Here is a 14,298-nt window from a genome sequence, read left to right as displayed (position 1 = left end):
TTAAGCCGGCGGTGAAGGTCTAGCTCCCAAAGAGCGTTCTTCCCATTCGTTTCTTGCCTACCGGTTCATGTCGCTCGCGAATGGAGGCGCCCCTCGCAAACCGTCTCGCTGTCTGTCGCAAAAGACTTCCATGCGTGCCGGAGTTCGAAGCTGTCTCAAGGCGCAGGGTCCGGGAACCGGAAGCGCCCGTGCGGAGCGGGAAGAGCGTTAGTTGCAAAAATGGCCGCCAAAGGCACCTTAAAAATCGGTGCCGACGATTGCGTTGAATCCGCGCTTCCACCTGCACATGTTTGTGGTTACCACGCGTGCCGCAATACACGAGGTAATTTTCACAGTCGCCAATGCTGTTTTGCCAAAGTTTGTATATCGAAAACTTTTGCATTTTGACGAGTCGAGGCGTTCTTCAGGTGCCGCGAAGAGCCTCCGCGGTTGATGCTTGAAAACCGGTTCATTGTTGTTCTCTAAGATTCGGTGGTTCACCGTTCAACATCGGGCTCACTGTCCGGTGCGTCCGGATCAGCGTGCGAGCCGCCATCCTGATCTGGACGGGATTGATCGCCCTCAGCAGGTGGCTGCGGATTACGCACGACGTCGCGCAGGTCGTCGCGCTCCCATCCCTCGCGCTCGCGCTGCGCCGTCCGGCGCTCCTGTGCCTCGGCATCGAGTGCGGCACGCCGCAACTGCCGGATGTGCTCGAGCTCCGGCTGTTCGAACACGACATGTACCGGCAGCTCGGCTGCCGCACGCGCCGCGGCCGCTTGGAAATCCCCGGGCCCGGTGAGCGACAGCGTCGAACCGAACTTCTGCTGGGCGAAGCGCAGTGCAAGCTCGATTGCCTCCCGCTCGCTGTCCCACAGGCGCAACGTGCGGCCCTCGTCGACGAGAAATGCCGTACCGTCCCGGCGGTATTCGACCTCTCCCGTAGCGAGTACCTCGTAAGTAATCGACGGACCACGGTAGATGATCTCGTTGCGACCGATCGTTGCCGGTCCAGCGCCAGCCGACGGGGGATTCAACATGACCGCCCGGCCGTCGCTGGCACCACCCGCATGATCCGTCCGCAGCCGCACCTGCTGCATTCGGCGCAGCTCGCGCAACGCACGTTCATCGCCTCCCTGTGCCCGCTCCTGCAGGAAATCCCGGTACTGATCGGTTATCGGCCGGCCACCGGCTCGCGTGAGCGCTTCACGCTCACGCGCGATGCGGTCGCGCAGCACGGCCTCGGCCTCCAGACGGGTTACCCGGGCGGCCGACAGCTGCTCCCGCCGCTCGTTCGGTCGCATATCCAGGCGGTCCGCAAGCGCATTGCGTGTGCTATAGAAGGTCGCCTTGATCTCGCCACGCCGCGTGTTCTCAAGCTGCGTCTGTTCATCCCAGGCGCGACGCATCCCGGCACGATACGTCGCGCGCCATTGCTGGAACTCGCCCCAGAGATCCCGCTCGGGAGTATGACGTGGCGCGTGTTCGGGACTACGCCCTGTCTGTGCGCGGTACGCCTCGCGCAGCAGTTGCGCGGCCTCTGCCCACGAAAGATTCATCTCCTTTGTGAGGAAATCCGACACATTCAGATTGCGTAAGCCGGCCTGGATCCGGTCACCTCCGTCCGCGCCCTTGCCGATACGGTACTTCTCGATAATCAGCCCATGGGAATGCGCGAGTGTGGCGAGCAGCCGGCCTGCATCGAGGGACACGCGGATCTCTGCGAACTCGGAGCGCTCGCGTGCGCGGCGAACGTTGCGCGACTCCACGAGGTCACGCGCGAACTGGTCGCGAACCGTATCGGCCTCCCGGCCGGTCGAGGCCCGCGCACGCACATTGAAGCGCCCGGGCGCGTTGGCGTCGGCGGTCGCGGCGGTCTCGAATGGCAGCGATCTGATCGCATCGAGCGACTGGACGTCGGCGAGGCTCCGGACCTCGTCCCGTGGCCCCAAATCCGCCGGCAGCCGGCCGCCGCCGAGTGTAGGGTTCACACCATACGGCACACGCTGGCCGAAAGGTCCGCCAGCGCGCACGAACTTGTCGGCAGCCGTCGCGGCGAGCCGCGCGCGGCCAGCATCGTCGGCCGAATCCCACCTCTCATACATGCGCGACGTGATCGCGTCCAGCAACGCATGCCTTGAGTCTAGCTGTTCTCTTCCCGTTCGCTCGCGATCGCCAGTCCATCGCAATGCGTCAATTCGGTCGGCTTGCTGGTTTCCCAGCTCCAGTAGTGCATCAGCCGGCAGAAGCATTTGAGGTCGCGTGGCGTCGCCATCCACACCGCGGCCGGGCACACCTCGCACACGGTATGGGGTTCGGGACGGCGCGCGGGGTCGATCGAAGCGAGCGTCAAGGTCGTGATCCGCCCCACGTCGCCACCGGCCCCTGACGTCGGGCCTCCCGGGCTCCGGCTCGTGCCATGGCGGCCGCCGCCAATCTCGCCAGTCCCCGGGTCCAGCATCGTTTCGTCGTAGTCGCTCATTCAGCCCTCCTGCTGCCTCATAGAACCGCTGCTCACGGTGTTGGAGAATGCGCCGCTGCTCGGCCGGCGACGCCGCCTGATAGGTTTTGTAGAAGCTGCTGCCGCTATTGAGATACTTGATCTCCCGGGCACGTGTATCGTTCCATTCGAAAAGCGCATCGAGATAGCGCCGGGTCGCACGCGGCACGCACGTTTCGATGTACTCCGCGTGAACATTGCGATCGAGCGCTTCACGCTTGCCGTCGGCGTCGAGTTCGATGAACGCGCGCGAGAACACGAACTCCTTCAGGTTCACGCCTTTCGCCGCGGCCGCCGGCTTCACGTTTTCATATTCCCCTTCGCGCCCCGCGTTCCGCGTACGTGTCACGCCGAACTCGGTCAGCATCGCCCGGAAATCTTCGTAACGTGTCACGTCGCGCGACAGTACCGCCTCGAGGATCGCGGCCTTCAGTTCGCGGTTCATCGGCTCGAACACGTCGCCCTTGTAACGGCTGATCATCTCCGACGCATCCGTAAATTTCACCCGCCGGTTATCCTTCGGACTGGCGAACCCGTAGTTCGCGTTGATGTGCTCCTGGAATGCCTCAAGAAACCGCTCGTTATGATCGACCTTTCCGAACGGGTAAAGTCGGCGCCCGGTCAGCAGGTTTATTTCCGGAATCACGACATGCACATGGACCTTGCGCTCGACGAGCTCGCCGCTGCGCCGGTCTGCGTAGCTCTTGAGCCGGGGCACGTGTGCCTCGGCGTAAAAATTGTATTCATCCGGCCGGTAAGCGGCAAAGGCGAATGCCTCGAACTCCCGGACAATCTCAACTAGAAGCTCGCGCGAAACTTCGTCTTCCTTGAACGACAGCGTGACATTGATATAGCGCTCCGCCTCCGTATCAATCGACTGAATGATGCCGTAGGTCAGATCGAGATCCCCGGCGAGAATCACGCGCTCGTCCATCTCGTCGCGCTCGAACTCGCGGTCCTGCTTCTGGCCCTGCTCCAGATAGGCCTTGATGCCATCGTGATAGCCGCGCACCCGGATCAGCATGGGGCACGTCCCATCAGCACCTCGTGCCGGGCCAGCCGCACCGGCGACACTCGACACCCGGGTACGAAATAGCCTCCCGCAGACAGCATTGGGCGGCGCTCCTCGCGCATGGTACGCACGGTGCTGCAATCGACGCGCATCAGCACTTCGTCCTCGCCTGTGGTCATCGACAGGTAAAGGCGCGTCTCAAGCAACATGACTGCCGTCGCTGCCGCCATGCTCGCGCAGACGCGCTGATGCTCCGATCGCACTGGCACCACTGCCCTCTTTTCGGTTGCGTCGGTGAGGAGCGCCCGCGGTTCCTGCATTCATCTCTCCTCGTTCTATTCGACCTTCGCGAGCGTGGCCTTCAGATATCGGGAGACCATCTGGATCTGGTTGAGCAGCTGCTCGTAGGTCGCTTCTGACAGATTGCCACTGGCGTGATCCGAGTTCGCCCGGTGAGCGATTCGGTTCAGGTTGTTGCTGGCCTGGTTAAAGATGTACAGAAGCCGCCTGCGCTCCGGACTGGCTGACGGTCGCGCGATCACCTGCGTGCGGTTTGTCAGCACCGCTTGCCTAAAGAACTCCGATTGCGTCAGCCCGCTTCGTGTCACCTTTTCAAGATAGGCCGCGCGGTCCGCCTCCGACAACCGGAACGCGATCGGTTTGCCGAGACCTGCCCCATCGGTGCTCTTCTTGCGCGGCATCGTCTACAACCCTCCGGGGTGGGTCCAGTCTGCCGACTGCCCAGGAAGAATGAACCGAGTCTCGTCGCCGTGGATGGTATGCGCGCGGAATTCGTAGCCGGGCCAATGCGCCTGACATTCGTGCAGTGCGCACATTGCCTGGTCGCCCGTCATGGGTTGTGTATAACCCGCCCACGGCAGGTAGCACGGCCGGCTGCCGCGCTCCTTCGCCCGCGGCCAGATCACAAGCTGGATTACCCATTCGCTGGTCGGAATCATCGAACATGCTTCCTTTATGCGTTTCGCATACTAGGCAGTGCTTATCGTCGATGGCAAAGCCGTCGAAACGATCGACGCGGGGCAGTGGCACGCGTCGGGGTTTCAAAGGGGCTTGCCCCTTTGGCACGCAATATTTTACGAAGCGCGTAGCGTTGCGTAAACATATTCGACGTACCCTCACCCCACAAAAATCTATAGCAAACACTCTAGCACCCATATAGCAGGTTTCAAGCATTACTTTGCATAACTAAAGCTTTATTGAAGCTTTATTCATCACGCATCTTTGACTATTTAGCACTTTTATAGCACTATCAAACGGCGTTGACTCTCCGCAGACCTCGCCATGCCGCTCACTGACCTCACCAGCGTCGCCGAAGACCTGCTCGATGCGCCCGCAACCAGCACCACCCGCTCTGAAACCGCGCAGCTTGCAGATCTCATTGAACAGATCGATGCGGCCATGGCGCGCGGAGTGTCCAGGCGCGAACTCCACGCCCGTTTGCAAAAGCGCGGCCTCACAATGAGTCTCGCGGTTTTCGACAACGCCCTGCATCGCATCCGCAAACGCATGGGCCGACGCGCACCCAACCGCACACGCACGCCCATCAGCCATCCTGCATCGCCCGCACCCACGCCTGCACCCGCCGCCCCTGTCAGGCAGATGGCACCCTCGCCGCAAGCGTACATGCCTTCCGCTTCCCCACCTCGCGAGGGCATCAGGACGCTCGACGAACTCGCTGCCGAAAACCCGCATCTCTCGCGCATGCAGTTGATCAAACTCGAAGCGCAGCAATACGACCCGCCGCTGCTTTCCAGCACTGGACTCGACGAAATAGCGCGCAAATACGGCAGCCCGCCCAGGCGCTGAGCCGTGCCGCACCGTCGATTGCGCCCGGTCAGGCGCGTGCGCGGGCAACACGCCTATTTGTGCACGCGGGCCAACTAGCATTGCAGAGGAGCCTGAGTGACCTAGCATGCGGACGCGGCTCATCTTCTCTCCCCTTCCATAGCAAAAAGCCGCCGGGGTGAAGGACCCCAACGGCTCCTGCTGGCTCATCTCTCCGTCGTTCACGCGTCTACCGCGTCCTCCCCTGCCTCATCGGTACCACTATTGGCGTCGACCTCGTCACCGGGATCTTCGTCTTCGCCGTCGTCATAACCGTAGATTCGATGTTCCGGCATCTCGCGGTTACGCAGCACTTCGGGCAGCCAACCCGACTCCGACAGCCGAAGCTGCGCAGCCGCCGCTGCAGCGCCGCCCTTCTTCATGCCGCGTAGCTCCGCTGCAGCTTCCGGTGAGAGGGCATCGCTGATCACCTCTTCGATGCGCGCCTTCGGTACGTGATCGAAGTAGCTGGCACGCGTAGGCTTCCAGTAATACGCCATGTCCGTTTCCAGCACATTTGTAACCTCGTTGATGGCGTGGGCACTGTCCGTCCCGCTGATACCGTCGAGCGTCGCCGCTACGCAGAATGGGCGAGGTTCAAAGCTGCGTTACACATTGGGAGGCACCTTGAGTGCCAGGCGATAATGGTGCCCCCATTTTTCCTCTGCGGCATCCATGACTCAAAACACCCGATCTGGCGTCGGCAGACTGAGCGACGACAAACGCAAAGCGATTGCACTTCAGGCCCTCACGCGCACCGAACCCATCAGTGTGCTGGCTGAGCGTAACGGCGTGAGCCGCCCGACGGTCTACCGACAGATCGGCACGGCCAGTGTAGCGCTGGATGAAGCCTTTGATACCACGCGGGCAGCCGACGCAGATCAGGTGCTTTTCATGCTGCCGGTCACCCGCCAATGGCTCGATCAGGTCATCGTGGCGCTCACGATGGTGGGCCACGTTTCGTTTCGCAGTACCCTTGAACTCATGCACGACCTGCTCGGCGTCTCGACCAGCCTGGGCACGATTCACACCGTTCTTCAGCGGGCCGCAAAGCAGGCCATCGCCATCAACGCCGGTATCGATCTCTCACCCATCCGGGTCGGTCTGCACGACGAACTCTTTCAGGGTTCCCAACCCGTGCTCGCCGGTATCGATGTCGCCTCGACCTATTGCTATCTGCTCGCCCCCGAAGCCCATCGCGACGGCGACACCTGGGCCATCCATCTGCTGGATCTGCAGGCACAGGGCCTCGATCCTGAGCACACGATCGCCGATGCGGGAACCGGTCTGCGTGCCGGGCAAAAAATGGCCTGGCCCGATACGCCGTGTCACGGCGACGTATTCCACATCATCCAGCAGGGTAAATCACTAGCGACGCTCTGGCATCGTGTCGCCAGTGGCGCTCGCACCGGGCGCGAGCAGCTCGAAGCGCGTCTGGCCAATCCCCGTCGACGTGGTGAGGATAGCCTCCTCGAAGCCGCGCTGGAAACGCTTCGGCGCAATGAAGCCCATGCGCACGAGCTGGCTGCCGACCTGCGCACCCTGGTTCAGTGGCTCGAACGTGACATCCTGTCACTGGCTGGGCCGGACCTCGCGACGCGTCAACGGCTGTTCGATTTCGTGGTTGCCGAACTGCAGCAACGTGAAGCACGGGACCTGTCACGTACAGGGGCATACCGGCGTGCCCTTCAGAACCAGCGCGACGGCCTGCTCGCTTTCGCGGGCCTGCTCGACACAAAACTCGACGCCATTGCACGAACGCACAACGTGGCGCGCCATCTCGTGCGCGAGGTCTGCATGCTGCATCGCAAGTCCGAAACGTCGAGTGCGTTCTGGCAAGGGTGGAATCGCCTGCTAGCCCGCATCGGCCGCCCGTTTCACGGCGTCTACGCCGCCGTATCCGGGGCGCTGCATAGCACACCACGCAGCAGCTCGCTGGTCGAAAATCTCAACTCGCGACTGCGCGTCTACCTGACCAACCGGCGTCATCTGAAGGGCGGGCGGGCCTGGCTTGGTCTGCTGCAGTTTGTCTTCAACCATCGCCGCTTTGCCCGCAGCCGATGCCCTGAGCGAACTGGAAAGAGCCCGAGGGAACTGATGAGCCGCAAGCCTCACGATCACTGGCTGACGCTGCTCGGATTCGGCCCACTCCAGCCTCAGCGAACCTGATATCGGCAGGTCGTCGCCGGCCTCCATTTGAACCGCAATCCTTACTATTCCTGCTTTCTTACGCAGGCTGCTTCCGCTCGTCTGTGTAACGCAAAAATCGCGCTTTTTGAACCACGCCCATTCTTGAGTCCCTTCGAAATCGCGTTTCGGGGCCATTCCAGGTGGCCTCATTACGCCGATCATCCCCGGCTCGATTACGCCGATCCGTGACAGACGCCGTGAAACGGGCGGCCGATGCGGGCTAGCAGGCGATTCCACCCTTGCCAGAACGCACTCGACGTTTCGGACTTGCGATGCAGCATGCAGACCTCGCGCACGAGATGGCGCGCCACGTTGTGCGTTCGTGCAATGGCGTCGAGTTTTGTGTCGAGCAGGCCCGCGAAAGCGAGCAGGCCGTCGCGCTGGTTCTGAAGGGCACGCCGGTATGCCCCTGTACGTGACAGGTCCCGTGCTTCACGTTGCTGCAGTTCGGCAACCACGAAATCGAACAGCCGTTGACGCGTCGCGAGGTCCGGCCCAGCCAGTGACAGGATGTCACGTTCGAGCCACTGAACCAGGGTGCGCAGGTCGGCAGCCAGCTCGTGCGCATGGGCTTCATTGCGCCGAAGCGTTTCCAGCGCGGCTTCGAGGAGGCTATCCTCACCACGTCGACGGGGATTGGCCAGACGCGCTTCGAGCTGCTCGCGCCCGGTGCGAGCGCCACTGGCGACACGATGCCAGAGCGTCGCTAGTGATTTACCCTGCTGGATGATGTGGAATACGTCGCCGTGACACGGCGTATCGGGCCCGGCCATTTTTTGCCCGGCACGCAGACCGGTTCCCGCATCGGCGATCGTGTGCTCAGGATCGAGGCCCTGTGCCTGCAGATCCAGCAGATGGATGGCCCAGGTGTCGCCGTCGCGATGGGCTTCGGGGGCGAGCAGATAGCAATAGGTCGAGGCGACATCGATACCGGCGAGCACGGGTTGGGAACCCTGAAAGAGTTCGTCGTGCAGACCGACCCGGATGGGTGAGAGATCGATACCGGCGTTGATGGCGATGGCCTGCTTTGCGGCCCGCTGAAGAACGGTGTGAATCGTGCCCAGGCTGGTCGAGACGCCGAGCAGGTCGTGCATGAGTTCAAGGGTACTGCGAAACGAAACGTGGCCCACCATCGTGAGCGCCACGATGACCTGATCGAGCCATTGGCGGGTGACCGGCAGCATGAAAAGCACCTGATCTGCGTCGGCTGCCCGCGTGGTATCAAAGGCTTCATCCAGCGCTACACTGGCCGTGCCGATCTGTCGGTAGACCGTCGGGCGGCTCACGCCGTTACGCTCAGCCAGCACACTGATGGGTTCGGTGCGCGTGAGGGCCTGAAGTGCAATCGCTTTGCGTTTGTCGTCGCTCAGTCTGCCGACGCCAGATCGGGTGTTTTGAGTCATGGATGCCGCAGAGGAAAAATGGGGGCACCATTATCGCCTGGCACTCAAGGTGCCTCCCAATGTGTAACGCAGCTTTGAACCTCGCCGGGCGGCCTCGACATTGTTCCACGCATCGTCGATCGAGCGGATCGTGCCGTCGGCATTGCGGCGCGCCTTGAAGAGTTGCACTTCATGGCGCTGGTGATAGCGCGACCAGCCCAGCACATAGGCGAGCGTATGGGTCGGTTTCGAGGCCGCCTTCCTTGCATTGGGCGCGGTAGTCGCCAGTTCGGCACGAAACGTCTCCAGCCAGCTAACGAGTTCATGACGTACGCCTGGCTGGGGCTTCGGCATTCTTTCGAGGCCTGCGATCAGCAGCGCCGTGGCGTGCTTGCAGTCGTATCCAACCGGGCAGGAGCATTCACTTTCGGCCCACAGGCCATCCGCTGTGTCGTAAAACTGTACATCCACCGTATAGGGGCGACGCGCGGTCCCCTGCACCTCGCCGCTGAGTACGTTGTCCTGCCAGCGCAGCTTCGACACCGCGTGGACGTAATCACGCGCCCGGGCGACGGTGCGGGAATCCAGCCAGTGCGCGATCTGCGCCTGGTCATAAAAAACTGACGACATCAGTGACCCATCCATGCATGTTCAACCCGCCATGACGGCAACGTGTGGGCAGGCAGGGATAAGTGAAGTGCTGACTGCCTGTCCTTGTCATGGCCTCCCGGCATCCGTTGTCCGCGACGGCTGCCTATTTTACGCGCCAACGTTTGCGGGAAGGTGGCCTTTGGGATTTGCCCAGGCACACTGGTTACAGCCGGTGCTGTTATCCCCCTGTCGGTTTCGGGCGAGGTTCAAAGCTGCGTTACACATTGGGAGGCACCTTGAGTGCCAGGCGATAATGGTGCCCCCATTTTTCCTCTGCGGCATCCATGACTCAAAACACCCGATCTGGCGTCGGCAGACTGAGCGACGACAAACGCAAAGCGATTGCACTTCAGGCCCTCACGCGCACCGAACCCATCAGTGTGCTGGCTGAGCGTAACGGCGTGAGCCGCCCGACGGTCTACCGACAGATCGGCACGGCCAGTGTAGCGCTGGATGAAGCCTTTGATACCACGCGGGCAGCCGACGCAGATCAGGTGCTTTTCATGCTGCCGGTCACCCGCCAATGGCTCGATCAGGTCATCGTGGCGCTCACGATGGTGGGCCACGTTTCGTTTCGCAGTACCCTTGAACTCATGCACGACCTGCTCGGCGTCTCGACCAGCCTGGGCACGATTCACACCGTTCTTCAGCGGGCCGCAAAGCAGGCCATCGCCATCAACGCCGGTATCGATCTCTCACCCATCCGGGTCGGTCTGCACGACGAACTCTTTCAGGGTTCCCAACCCGTGCTCGCCGGTATCGATGTCGCCTCGACCTATTGCTATCTGCTCGCCCCCGAAGCCCATCGCGACGGCGACACCTGGGCCATCCATCTGCTGGACCTGCAGGCACAGGGCCTCGATCCTGAGCACACGATCGCCGATGCGGGAACCGGTCTGCGTGCCGGGCAAAAAATGGCCTGGCCCGATACGCCGTGTCACGGCGACGTATTCCACATCATCCAGCACGGTAAATCACTAGCGACGCTCTGGCATCGTGTCGCCAGTGGCGCTCGCACCGGGCGCGAGCAGCTCGAAGCGCGTCTGGCCAATCCCCGTCGACGTGGTGAGGATAGCCTCCTCGAAGCCGCGCTGGAAACGCTTCGGCGCAATGAAGCCCATGCGCACGAGCTGGCTGCCGACCTGCGCACCCTGGTTCAGTGGCTCGACGTGACATCCTGTCACTGGCTGGGCCGGACCTCGCGACGCGTCAACGGCTGTTCGATTTCGTGGTTGCCGAACTGCAGCAACGTGAAGCACGGGACCTGTCACGTACAGGGGCATACCGGCGTGCCCTTCAGAACCAGCGCGACGGCCTGCTCGCTTTCGCGGGCCTGCTCGACACAAAACTCGACGCCATTGCACGAACGCACAACGAGTTAAAGTCAAATCTGGTGTATGCGGTCTCGGCGTAATCAGGCGGCTAGCGATTGCTGAGCCGGTGTGCTGTCGGTCACCGGTTCTCCATCCTTGAACGTCATCCCGTCAAGCATCGAAGTGAGCTTTTCCGGGGCGCGGATGCGCCGCCACGATTCTTCGGCCGACTCGATCAGCTTGAACGCCAGCCCGAGGAACGTCGCGCGCGATACACAGTTGCGCGTGCGTTTCGTGCGATGGCGCACCGTCGCAAAGGTCGATTCAATCGGGTTCGTGGTGCGCAGATGCTGCCAGTGTTCAGCCGGGAAATCGTAAAACGCGAGCAGCTCGTCACGATCTTCCGTCAGCTTTTCGGCGACCTTCGGGTACTTTGCCGAGTACGCGTCGACGAAGTGATTGAATGCGGCCAGTGCATCAGCGCGCGTGGCCGCCATCCAGATGTCCTGCATCGCCTTCTTGCCTCGAGCCTGCTGCGATTTCGGCAGCGCATTGAGCACGTTACCCATCTTGTGAAACCAGCAGCGCTGATGCTTCGTCTGCGGGAACACTTCCTCCATCGCGGCCCAGAATCCCATCGCGCCATCGCCGCAGGCCAGCAGTGGCCCCGACGGCAGGCCGCGCTTCTTCAGATCGAGCAGCAGTTCGCTCCACGATGCCTTCGATTCCCGGTAGCCGTCACCGATGGCCACACGTTCCTTCGTCCCGTCCGGTTTGACGCCAACGATCACCAGCAGGCACTGGCCGTCGGAATCGTCGCTGCGCACACCGGTGTGAATGCCGTCGGCCCACCAGTAGACCCAGCGCGCCGACGACAGCTCACGCCGATTCCACTGCTCATGCTCATCGGCCCATTGGGCCTTCAGCCGGCTCACGACGTTCGGCGACATGCCGCTGACCTGGCCGCCCAGCATGATGCCCATGGCTTCGCTCATGTCGCCCGTCGAGATGCCTCGCAGGTACAGCCACGGCAGCGCTGCCGACACGCGCGCGGACTTGCGCACGTACGGCGGCACGATCGTCGAATTGAACCGGATGCCCGAGCCCGAACGATCCCGCACCTTCGGCACCTGAACCGTCACCGGACCGATCGCTGTGACGACCTCGCGCTCGGGCAGGTAGCCGTTGCGCACCACGGCACGCCGGCCGTCGATCGACTTCACGTTGCTGTACTGTTCGAGCATGGTCGCCAGTTCCACCTCGACTGCCTGCTGAATGATCTGCCGCGCGCCTTGCTGGATCAGCTCATCTAGCACGCTTTTCGTTTGCGCTTTACTGCTGTTCGCTTCTTGCGTAATCTTCTTCATGGTGGTCGGGTCCGGCCTTCTCGGGTTCGCTGGTTGTGCCTTTGACAAGCAACATTCTCGCTAGACCGCCACCGCCTTCTCAAATTCCCGCCGCTCCCGCTGTACACCAGATTCGACAATAGCTCACGCACAACGTGGCGCGCCATCTCGTGCGCGAGGTCTGCATGCTGCATCGCAAGTCCGAAACGTCGAGTGCGTTCTGGCAAGGGTGGAATCGCCTGCTAGCCCGCATCGGCCGCCCGTTTCACGGCGTCTACGCCGCCGTATCCGGGGCGCTGCATAGCACACCACGCAGCAGCTCGCTGGTCGAAAATCTCAACTCGCGACTGCGCGTCTACCTGACCAACCGGCGTCATCTGAAGGGCGGGCGGGCCTGGCTTGGTCTGCTGCAGTTTGTCTTCAACCATCGCCGCTTTGCCCGCAGCCGATGCCCTGAGCGAACTGGAAAGAGCCCGAGGGAACTGATGAGCCGCAAGCCTCACGATCACTGGCTGACGCTGCTCGGATTCGGCCCACTCCAGCCTCAGCGAACCTGATATCGGCAGGTCGTCGCCGGCCTCCATTTGAACCGCATTCCTTACTATTCCTGCTTTCTTACGCAGGCTGCTTCCGCTCGTCTGTGTAACGCAAAAATCGCGCTTTTTGAACCACGCCGCGGATTCTCACGGCCTGGGTGTGATTGAGCCGGCCGAGCCGGCCACTTCCTGGTTGGCGGCCGCGCTTGCCTGGCCTCAGCGCGCTCCATCCGCCTTCGCGCGAGAGCTTCATCCATTTGCTCACCGCTCGCAGGCTCACACCGTAGATGTTTGCCGCCGCAGTCTGCGTCATCCCGCCACGCACCGCCTGCACAACCATTTTTCTCATGTGTGCTTGCCTGGCTCCGTCCAACTTTCGAGCATCATTTTTCGTCTTCATACTCGTATAACGCATCACGCACTATTTGGCGCACATGTCAGTAAGTCTCATCCACGCGCCAGCTCCTGCCGACTGCGCGCTTGCGACGTCGAAATGCCTTTTCCAGAGCGGGCAGCAACTTCCACTGACAGCCGATATAGAGCACCTTCAGGACGTAGTTGAGCATCTTGTGCAACGGTAGCGTGGGGGGACAGTCCACGTCGGCCGCGGCCCAGGTGCGGCCAGACAAACTGCTCGAACTGCTCAACGCTCAATTTCGTGGGAATCGCCTGCTACGGCGCAGCGATCGCCGAAGCGTCCTCCACCTCGACTCTTAATCACAGGTCATAACCGGCACCGAGGCCTTTTTTGGCAAGGTGACAACCAAAGCGTGAGTAACTCCATCATTCACGACCGCGCTCACGTCGAAGTAGACGTCTCCGCCACCCGCCCTGCGGAAGTCACCGAGTGTCATCGCAATCATTGTTCGACCGGGTCGCTCAGCGTACCCTCGTGCCTGCCGCTCCGCATTGGTACCAAACATGACGTTGAGAATAGGTTGCCCCAGTTCATGGGCACGCATTTGTATTGGCTCATACGGAAGTGTCCACCCCTGATAGCCACTCCTTTCCATCGCTGCGTGTCTCGGATTTTCCCTCACGGCATGGTGATTTGTAACCATCGCATACGATTTTGGATTCCCGGATATGCGACCATTCTTTACCCACTTGCTTTCACTTGCGCGATAAAAAACAGAATCGTCGGTGAGGTTAAGCGTGCGAACAGGGTCGTGAATATTGAGTAGATCATCACGGTGCACCTGAGGGATGGCATTAATTGACGTATAGTGCTTTCCGCCGATTCTAACTCGCGCACTCGCGCCAACCGTGACTGGGCGGGAGGTATCGGCCCTTTGGTTCCCCAGATCCCGTAGCCGCTGCAACTCGGGAGAGGAAGCGGCACTAATGTGCAGATGCTGCGAGGTGGACTGATGTACGGGAGCGTCTGGAGGCGAAACATGTTGGTCAAAATTATCGGAGCCACTTGATTTTGAAACAATACACCCCATAGGATTTACCTCAGAAAGAGCCGGGAACATTACTTCCCACCACCCGGCATAAGCAAACCGATGATGACTATAGTTTAGATAATACTAAATGATCTG

Annotated in this window: 13 protein-coding genes and 1 pseudogene; 4 read left to right on the top strand and 10 right to left on the bottom strand. The window is 61.4% G+C overall.

All coding sequences use genetic code 11. The features are described 5' to 3' along the window. Positions 1–476: 476 nt before the first annotated feature. Genes QFZ94_RS00885 through QFZ94_RS00875 form a run of 3 tightly spaced genes read right to left on the bottom strand, consistent with a single transcriptional unit; the run spans position 477 to position 4,192 of the window. On the bottom strand, positions 477–3,503 hold the full coding sequence (locus QFZ94_RS00885; protein ID WP_429455290.1) for an LPD7 domain-containing protein: 3,027 nt from the start codon (positions 3,501–3,503) through the stop codon (positions 477–479). Continuing rightward, positions 3,497–3,811 (bottom strand): hypothetical protein, encoded by a 315-nt coding sequence (locus tag QFZ94_RS00880; RefSeq protein WP_429455287.1) that lies wholly within the window; start codon positions 3,809–3,811, stop codon positions 3,497–3,499. The genes QFZ94_RS00885 and QFZ94_RS00880 overlap by 7 nt, the downstream gene beginning before the upstream one ends. A gap of 15 nt (positions 3,812–3,826) precedes the next feature. Next, a complete protein-coding gene (locus QFZ94_RS00875) occupies positions 3,827–4,192 on the bottom strand; it encodes a plasmid mobilization protein (RefSeq protein WP_429455286.1) in 366 nt (121 codons plus the stop codon). A gap of 601 nt (positions 4,193–4,793) precedes the next feature. Between QFZ94_RS00875 and QFZ94_RS00870 the strand changes: the two genes are divergently transcribed. Beyond that, positions 4,794–5,318 (top strand): hypothetical protein, encoded by a 525-nt coding sequence (locus QFZ94_RS00870; protein WP_429455285.1) that lies wholly within the window; start codon positions 4,794–4,796, stop codon positions 5,316–5,318. A 200-nt stretch (positions 5,319–5,518) separates the two neighbouring features. On the opposite strand, the gene QFZ94_RS00865 is transcribed toward QFZ94_RS00870, so the two are convergent. Continuing rightward, complete coding sequence (locus QFZ94_RS00865; RefSeq protein ID WP_429455284.1) at positions 5,519–5,851, bottom strand: hypothetical protein; 333 nt, start codon at positions 5,849–5,851, stop codon at positions 5,519–5,521. 160 nt (positions 5,852–6,011) lie between these two features. Between QFZ94_RS00865 and QFZ94_RS00860 the strand changes: the two genes are divergently transcribed. Beyond that, positions 6,012–7,505: a hypothetical protein gene (locus QFZ94_RS00860; RefSeq protein WP_429455144.1), complete on the top strand. Its 1,494-nt coding sequence runs from the start codon at positions 6,012–6,014 to the stop codon at positions 7,503–7,505. Positions 7,506–7,699: 194 nt separating this feature from the next. Here the strand turns inward: QFZ94_RS00860 and QFZ94_RS00855 are convergent, their stop codons facing one another. Next, positions 7,700–8,929, bottom strand: a complete 1,230-nt coding sequence (locus QFZ94_RS00855) for a hypothetical protein (RefSeq protein ID WP_429455282.1) — start codon at positions 8,927–8,929, stop codon at positions 7,700–7,702. Between the two features lie 30 nt (positions 8,930–8,959). Beyond that, a complete protein-coding gene (locus QFZ94_RS00850; protein ID WP_429455280.1) occupies positions 8,960–9,538 on the bottom strand; it encodes an SWIM zinc finger family protein in 579 nt (192 codons plus the stop codon). 305 nt (positions 9,539–9,843) lie between these two features. Between QFZ94_RS00850 and QFZ94_RS00845 the strand changes: the two genes are divergently transcribed. Next, positions 9,844–10,941: a hypothetical protein gene (locus QFZ94_RS00845; protein ID WP_429455278.1), complete on the top strand. Its 1,098-nt coding sequence runs from the start codon at positions 9,844–9,846 to the stop codon at positions 10,939–10,941. A gap of 32 nt (positions 10,942–10,973) precedes the next feature. Here QFZ94_RS00845 and QFZ94_RS00840 read toward each other — a convergent pair whose 3' ends face one another. Beyond that, positions 10,974–12,239, bottom strand: coding sequence for an IS256 family transposase (locus QFZ94_RS00840; RefSeq protein ID WP_429455097.1), 1,266 nt, complete (start codon positions 12,237–12,239; stop codon positions 10,974–10,976). Between the two features lie 164 nt (positions 12,240–12,403). On the opposite strand from QFZ94_RS00840, the gene QFZ94_RS00835 reads away from it, so the two are divergent. Next, positions 12,404–12,775, top strand: coding sequence for a hypothetical protein (locus QFZ94_RS00835; RefSeq protein WP_429455109.1), 372 nt, complete (start codon positions 12,404–12,406; stop codon positions 12,773–12,775). 58 nt (positions 12,776–12,833) lie between these two features. Here the strand turns inward: QFZ94_RS00835 and QFZ94_RS00830 are convergent, their stop codons facing one another. From QFZ94_RS00830 to QFZ94_RS00820, 3 genes and pseudogenes are all read right to left on the bottom strand, one after another. Then, entirely contained in the window at positions 12,834–13,154 is a 321-nt protein-coding gene (locus QFZ94_RS00830) for a helix-turn-helix domain-containing protein (RefSeq protein ID WP_429455276.1), read from the bottom strand. Between the two features lie 40 nt (positions 13,155–13,194). Next, positions 13,195–13,275: pseudogene (locus tag QFZ94_RS00825) on the bottom strand (IS6 family transposase); the annotation flags it as partial. 192 nt (positions 13,276–13,467) lie between these two features. Next, positions 13,468–14,232 carry an AvrPphF family type III effector gene (locus tag QFZ94_RS00820; RefSeq protein ID WP_429455275.1) on the bottom strand — a complete coding sequence of 255 codons (765 nt, stop codon included), beginning with the start codon at positions 14,230–14,232 and terminating at the stop codon, positions 13,468–13,470. Positions 14,233–14,298 lie beyond the last annotated feature (66 nt).

The organism is Paraburkholderia sp. JPY465 (genome assembly GCF_050436725.1).
In the GTDB taxonomy this organism is placed as follows: Bacteria; Pseudomonadota; Gammaproteobacteria; order Burkholderiales; family Burkholderiaceae; genus Paraburkholderia; species Paraburkholderia youngii.
This window is presented reverse-complemented; position numbering and strand designations above follow the sequence as displayed.

Excerpts from the sequence above, each read along its gene's own strand:
- QFZ94_RS00885 (WP_429455290.1), bottom strand. The coding sequence starts at position 3,503 with ATGCTGATCCGGGTGCGCGGCTATCACGATGGCATCAAGGCCTATCTG.
- QFZ94_RS00880 (WP_429455287.1), bottom strand. The coding sequence starts at position 3,811 with ATGCAGGAACCGCGGGCGCTCCTCACCGACGCAACCGAAAAGAGGGCA.
- QFZ94_RS00875 (WP_429455286.1), bottom strand. The coding sequence starts at position 4,192 with ATGCCGCGCAAGAAGAGCACCGATGGGGCAGGTCTCGGCAAACCGATC.
- QFZ94_RS00870 (WP_429455285.1), top strand. The coding sequence starts at position 4,794 with ATGCCGCTCACTGACCTCACCAGCGTCGCCGAAGACCTGCTCGATGCG.
- QFZ94_RS00860 (WP_429455144.1), top strand. The coding sequence starts at position 6,012 with ATGACTCAAAACACCCGATCTGGCGTCGGCAGACTGAGCGACGACAAA.
- QFZ94_RS00855 (WP_429455282.1), bottom strand. The coding sequence starts at position 8,929 with ATGACTCAAAACACCCGATCTGGCGTCGGCAGACTGAGCGACGACAAA.
- QFZ94_RS00850 (WP_429455280.1), bottom strand. The coding sequence starts at position 9,538 with ATGTCGTCAGTTTTTTATGACCAGGCGCAGATCGCGCACTGGCTGGAT.
- QFZ94_RS00845 (WP_429455278.1), top strand. The coding sequence starts at position 9,844 with ATGACTCAAAACACCCGATCTGGCGTCGGCAGACTGAGCGACGACAAA.
- QFZ94_RS00840 (WP_429455097.1), bottom strand. The coding sequence starts at position 12,239 with ATGAAGAAGATTACGCAAGAAGCGAACAGCAGTAAAGCGCAAACGAAA.
- QFZ94_RS00835 (WP_429455109.1), top strand. The coding sequence starts at position 12,404 with ATGCTGCATCGCAAGTCCGAAACGTCGAGTGCGTTCTGGCAAGGGTGG.
- QFZ94_RS00830 (WP_429455276.1), bottom strand. The coding sequence starts at position 13,154 with ATGAAGACGAAAAATGATGCTCGAAAGTTGGACGGAGCCAGGCAAGCA.
- QFZ94_RS00820 (WP_429455275.1), bottom strand. The coding sequence starts at position 14,232 with ATGTTCCCGGCTCTTTCTGAGGTAAATCCTATGGGGTGTATTGTTTCA.